General features: G+C 39.6%; 7 protein-coding genes. 5 read left to right on the forward strand and 2 right to left on the reverse strand.

Annotated elements, in window-relative coordinates:
• The first annotated feature begins 112 nt into the window (after nt 1–112).
• From DBK98_RS22980 to DBK98_RS22995, 4 genes are all read left to right on the forward strand, one after another.
• On the forward strand, nt 113–361 hold the full coding sequence (locus DBK98_RS22980; RefSeq protein ID WP_005812783.1) for an AbrB/MazE/SpoVT family DNA-binding domain-containing protein: 249 nt from the start codon (nt 113–115) through the stop codon (nt 359–361).
• Nucleotides 355–675: a type II toxin-antitoxin system PemK/MazF family toxin gene (locus tag DBK98_RS22985; RefSeq protein WP_005799262.1), complete on the forward strand. Its 321-nt coding sequence runs from the start codon at nt 355–357 to the stop codon at nt 673–675. Before DBK98_RS22980 ends, DBK98_RS22985 begins: the two co-directional genes overlap by 7 nt.
• Nucleotides 676–711: 36 nt before the next feature.
• Nucleotides 712–1110 (forward strand): exo-poly-alpha-D-galacturonosidase, encoded by a 399-nt coding sequence (locus DBK98_RS22990; RefSeq protein WP_128900058.1) that lies wholly within the window; start codon nt 712–714, stop codon nt 1108–1110.
• 642 nt (nt 1111–1752) lie between these two features.
• On the forward strand, nt 1753–2655 hold the full coding sequence (locus tag DBK98_RS22995; protein ID WP_225538865.1) for a protein rep: 903 nt from the start codon (nt 1753–1755) through the stop codon (nt 2653–2655).
• A gap of 3 nt (nt 2656–2658) precedes the next feature.
• On the opposite strand, the gene DBK98_RS23000 is transcribed toward DBK98_RS22995, so the two are convergent.
• On the reverse strand, nt 2659–3120 hold the full coding sequence (locus DBK98_RS23000) for a hypothetical protein (protein ID WP_005812785.1): 462 nt from the start codon (nt 3118–3120) through the stop codon (nt 2659–2661).
• A 91-nt stretch (nt 3121–3211) separates the two neighbouring features.
• On the opposite strand from DBK98_RS23000, the gene DBK98_RS23005 reads away from it, so the two are divergent.
• Nucleotides 3212–3982, forward strand: coding sequence for a hypothetical protein (locus DBK98_RS23005; RefSeq protein WP_005799241.1), 771 nt, complete (start codon nt 3212–3214; stop codon nt 3980–3982).
• A gap of 69 nt (nt 3983–4051) precedes the next feature.
• Here DBK98_RS23005 and DBK98_RS23010 read toward each other — a convergent pair whose 3' ends face one another.
• Nucleotides 4052–5302, reverse strand: coding sequence for an NBU/pMV158-type mobilization protein (locus DBK98_RS23010; RefSeq protein ID WP_032535836.1), 1251 nt, complete (start codon nt 5300–5302; stop codon nt 4052–4054).
• Between the last annotated feature and the right edge of the window lie 293 nt (nt 5303–5595).

Below are 5595 nucleotides of genomic sequence, written 5' to 3' on the forward strand. Positions count from 1 at the left end.
AGCCATTGACAGGGTTCTCGGTGAAAATGGAAAAAAGTTGTTTTTCCTTTTGTTATTGTTATAACTTTACATATATTTGTATCGTGATAATCAATTATAAAGTTATAACATTATGGTAACGAATATTATTCAGATTGGAAACAGCAAGGGGATAATACTTCCTTCCGAAGTATTGAAACAGTTGCGTTTGTCCTTGAAATCGGCTGTGAGCATTTCTTTGGACGGGAACAATATTGTGATAAAGGCACAACCACGGCAGGGATGGGCGGAAGCTGCCAAACGTGCCCATGAGAATGGGGATGATGAGTTGCTTATCCCTGATGTGTTTGAGGATGAAAAGTTTGAGGATTGGACATGGTAGAACAGTATGAAGTGTATTGGGTAGAGTTAGACCCTACCCGTGGGGGTGAAATGGCAAAGACACGGCCATGTGTAGTTGTCACTCCTTCAGATTTGAATATGTACCTTACAACAGTAGTCATTGTTCCGATAACCTCAACGATAAGAAATTATCCTTACCGGGTTCTGTGTTCTGTAGCCGGGCGTGAAGGAGAGATAGCCACTGATCAAATTCGCACGGTGGATAAAAGCCGGCTGAAAAGAAAGATTGGAGATTTGAATTTCAGTGAGATAAAAAGGTTACGTGAAGTGTTTCAGCAAATGTTCTGTGAATAATGGAAAGTACGGAAAGAAAAATGCAAATAAGACATTATGAAACCAACTGACTACATCGAATGGGATAACCTGAAGGATATTCCATTCTTCCTCTGTCAAGTAGTCGAGGACAGAGAAAAACAAGATTTGGATATTTACTATTTGGGCAAACGTGTCTTGCACGATTACTACCATGTGGGGCACTATTTGCGGACTGCCGTTATCTTGTTCCGCAGGGTAAAGAGCCGCACAGCAGACTGGGTAAACCTGCGTAACCTTTGGACGCTGCGCAACTGTGTGCGTGAGAACTACAATCACGGCATAGGAATGAACGACCTTATTTTTGGGGAGAATTTCGATGGAGATAATCTCGATACGCTTACACCACTTACAAAGAAACGCTTTGATTTTTTGTGTAAGCGGATTAAGGAACTTGACCCATATGCAACTATTTAACACTCCATTGAGTGAAGGCAGGGCTTGTCTTTGTGTGCTCCCCCTTTGGGGGACGGGAGGGGGATAAGAAAAAAAATACCACCGGAGATGTCGGATATCCGTCAATTCACTCCGGTGTTTTTTTTGCAACTCTCCCGTATCGCTCGGCAAGGGTTGTCTTTGTGTACGGCAAAGATAGTTTTTTTTTCCGGAAGTATCTTTGTCTGTTGTGGATTTAGTAGTGTATTTGTGTCAGAATTGCGCAGCCGGGGGAATGGGGGCGAGCCCCCATACTAGATAAACTAGAAAGTTTCGTGGTAAATGCTTTTTGACTTGTTATATGTAGGTTTTTTGAATGATGTTTGGCGGTTTGGAATGAATTACCTACTTTTGGGCTGAGAAAAAACGAAAGCCCGAAGGCAGTAACCAACGGGCTTTGTATTTTAAGAATTAGCAATCGTTTGTGTTCGTTCTTGGCGGGGCGGATACCAAACGAAAGCCACATCAAAATTTCATATGTGCAAAGATAGAACAAATATAACCAACTGCAAAGAAAGTCCGTTAAAAAACGGTTCTGATAGTCTTAAAAAAAAGGCTAAAGTAAAAATCATATCCCATAATTTTACTCGAAAACTTTCGGAAAAGAATCCGGATAGTAAGCTGATGAAAGCATATATGGATGCCCATGTGTGTTCAAATGTTTATACTGTGCAGGGAGGTAAGGCGCATTCCCATTATTGTCATCGGGCTTTTTGTCCTATCTGTCAGCGTATTCAAACGGCACAAAATGTAAAGAAGTTCCTTCCGGTTATGAAGTATTTGGCTTCGGAAGGCAGAGAGTTTTATTTTGTGACGCTTACCTTGCAAAATTGTGTAACCGATGATGCAAGGGTATTGCGAGATTTCATGCGTAGATGTAACCGGATGTGGGCTGATGGTATAAGGACGAAACACAAGTTTCGTTCACTTGGTATTTCGGGGGTGATTAAGAAGGAGTGTACCTATCATGTAGTAAAAAAGGATTTGTTTTCGTTCCATTATCATTTTCATATTATTGTTGATTCATTGGAAGCTGCAAAATATGTAGTAGCCCAATGGAAGAAATTGCATGGCAGTACGGTTGCTGATGCCCGTTTTCAGAAATATAAGAAGATAGAGGATTTTGAAAATGCAGCGATAGAGGTTTTTAAGTATGCTTCAAAGGCTTCTGTCTCAAAATCGAAAGGTCGTGACGGTAAAAAAAAGATTCAGATAAATTATAAGGCTTTGGATATGATTTATACTGCCATGCATGGGATGCAGCGCATGAGTAGTTTCGGACAGTTCCGCACCATGATCGGAGATGAAGCGTTGAATGATTTTAGAGATGAGGATTTGGTTCTTAATATTGAGGGATTGAATGTTGAAGATGGTTGTTATACTTGGTATATGTCTGTGAAAGATAAGGTGGCTGATTGGTATAATATGGAAACTGGGGAGGCATTGTGTTGTTATAAGGTCACCCGGAAGGATGAACTTTTGCAGGATATTTATTTAGATGAGGATATTTTTCCTAATAGTGGGTAGTTGTTAGTTTGTTGTATTGTTTTCTTGGTATGGTGTGAGTTCTATGTATTCTCTATTCATGAAAGGATCGCCAAATTTTCCACTTCTGTCATAGAAGGAAAATTTGTTTTTAGTAAGCTCGTCTATGTCCCAGTAATGTTCTCCACCAAAATAAATGGTACTGAAACTTGGATCACCGAATGACCATTGTCCGTAGATATTGGCTTCTTTTTTATTTCCTTGTTTGTCGATTTCTATATTTGTACGGGTATATGTTCCGTTTTTATTGAATTTGTATGTACCTTGCCAGACACTGCCGTTTTCGTCTGTTGTTTTTTTACCAGCCCATGTAATATCACAAATTAATGAGATTATGCTTTCTTCTCCATGGTTGTAGTATCCTTGTTTTTCAACACATCCGGTGTTTGAAATAAGAAAAAGTGATACTGTTGAAATAAGTAAAGAGATATGTATTATTCTATTCATAGTTAAATATTTAATATTCAATGCAAAAATAGGAGAAATTTTATATTTTTGGGCGAAACCTTTATTTATTAACTTTAAAAAAGGAGGATTTATGAAAAAAGTAATGTTTATGTTCATCAGTCTACTGACTGTTTTGGGTGTTTGTTCGTGTAATGATAATGAAGTAATAGAACCTGTGGTTAGTGATTCTGTATCTGATATGGAGGTCTTATCTCGTTTTGTTGATGTAAATGAGATTACAAATGAATACTATTTCAATGAGAATAAGAAAACGAGGGCGTTGTCTTATGTAACAGGTTCGGATTGGCAGGATTTAGAAAAAGTTAGTCCTTTGAGTATTGAGAAATATAAGAATAACCTGCAGGTTTTAAATGCTCAAGTGGCAAGTGCTATTTCAAATCCTAATACCGCTTATGTTGTTTTTTCTGTAAATGGAAAGACTTTGGTTAAAAAGGTGAAGGAGGATGCTAATTTTGATTTTTCAGTATTTAGGGATGTTGTAACGGAAACGAGGGCTGTTCTCCCTTCTTTGAGTATTAATGGAGGTTCTCAAAGCACTACCGGAGTTTTTTACGATTCCAGTCGTACTTTAAAGATGCAAGTTGATTTGAATGCTTCAATACAGAATAATTATTATTTCTTTGAAGTATTAAATCCTAATGCTAAACCAAGTCCGGATGATAATATAACGACACCTGAAAGTGTTGCTTTTAGTGGAACTGGACCGTTATGGAGTAACACTTTCACTTGGACTTCGTATTGGGATGCAAATGTACCTGGTCAAGGTTTTAAATGGGAGTTTAAAGGAAAAGGTACTACTCCTTCTTTTGGTTTTATAGCTAATTGCACCTTTAGTCGTTAAAAAATGAACGGGATTTAATTTGAATTGCACTTCTCAAAAAAGAGAAGTGCAATTCTTTTTAGTGTCTTTCTATCGGTGTAGCCAGTTACCGTTATCTAAAGTCTTTTGTAGTGTATTCCAAAGTTCTTTAAGAAAGTTTTTAAAGTGGATGTTATTTAGCCAAATTGTAGTAATACCATTCTGACTTTTGGAGATATCTATTTTCACGTTTTTAACTTGGTATGATTTTCTCTTGTCTTTATCGTAAAGGTTTCCAGTGTAGTATATTTCCTTTCCAATAAGAAGTTGTCGGATATCTTTATTTTGTATTCCCATAGTTTGGAGTTCCTCTATATTTTCCTGTGCATTTTCCATTTCCGGAAAAAGGTTAGTTATGGGTTTTAGTTTGGATGCTTCTGCCTTTATCTGTCTGTCGGTTGTTTCCTGTACCCTTCGCATCTCGATGTTGTTGGTTCTTAATTGTCCTTCTAAATTTTGATTCTTGAATGAGAGGTTATAATTTTCTTTTTTGAGGGTTTCAATTTCTTTGGCTTGTCGTTTTACTTCCCCTACATTAAAGACGCTTGTAACGGCATTAAATACGGTTTTTCCGGCTTTTGCGGCAGCTTCTTTGGCTTCGTTGATGTGTATGTCGGTTTTCATGCTGTTTAGCTCTTTTTGTGCCGTACTAAGTTTCTTTTGGACTGTGGTGATTTTCTCGGTTCCGGCAGTGTATGCCCTGTTTAGTTGCTCGATGTCTTTTTGAAGTTGTTCAGCTTTCTCTGTTTCCATTTTGTTTTTGTATTGCATGGCCGACAAGTGTTTCTTGTCTGAAGAAACTCCACGTTCCATGTTGAGACACTCTGCTGTTATAGTCTGCATCTCCGCCATGTCGTGTCTGTTCAGCTTTACAGTTTTTCCTGTATGGCCGTCCGTCCAGTCAAAGATCATGTGCGCATGATAGTTCGGTTTCCATGCTTCTTCCTTTCCGTCCCATACGTTTGCGCCTTCATCCTTATGGGTGTAGATTTGGAAGGCGTGCACTCCAAAGCGTTCTTCCAGTTTTTCGGCCAAGTCTTGAAGCTGCTGGATTGTGGTTTCCTCGCTGATTACTATTACCCCTTCCCGGATTGGGGTAGCTTTCTTCTGTAATCCTTGTCCGGTGGCTTCCTTGTATTTTTCCGTTATGTCCCGGTGTACTTCGGCAATGGAACATTCTACCCACTGTTCGTTGCGGTGTGTGAGTTCCGGACGGATGTAGTCGAGCTCCTTGCTTCTTAAGTTGTGACGTTCCGAGCTGCCTATATTGCAGGCTTCCACTCTGATACATGTCTTTGCCATATCTTTAGGTTTTAGGTGTGTATGTATGTTTAGAAGATGTGGCGTGAAACGTCACATCGCACGGGGTCGAGGGGACACCCCTCGCACACAACCCCTTTAGGGGTTATAGTGTGCTATAACCTTTTGCAAAGGTAAGCCTTCCGGACGGGATTTGCAAGCGCTCTGCCATGTGTTCCGGATGTGCTTGGGAACAGAAGCCGGACAAAAGGGAAAAGGACACAAGGCACAATAAAAAATCATCGGTCGGGGAGCGCTGCACGGCAAGGGGGTGCACCAACACTCCCGACGAGTGC

The sequence above is a fragment of the Bacteroides sp. PHL 2737 genome, from assembly GCF_004115325.2.
Classification (GTDB): domain Bacteria; phylum Bacteroidota; class Bacteroidia; order Bacteroidales; family Bacteroidaceae; genus Bacteroides; species Bacteroides hominis.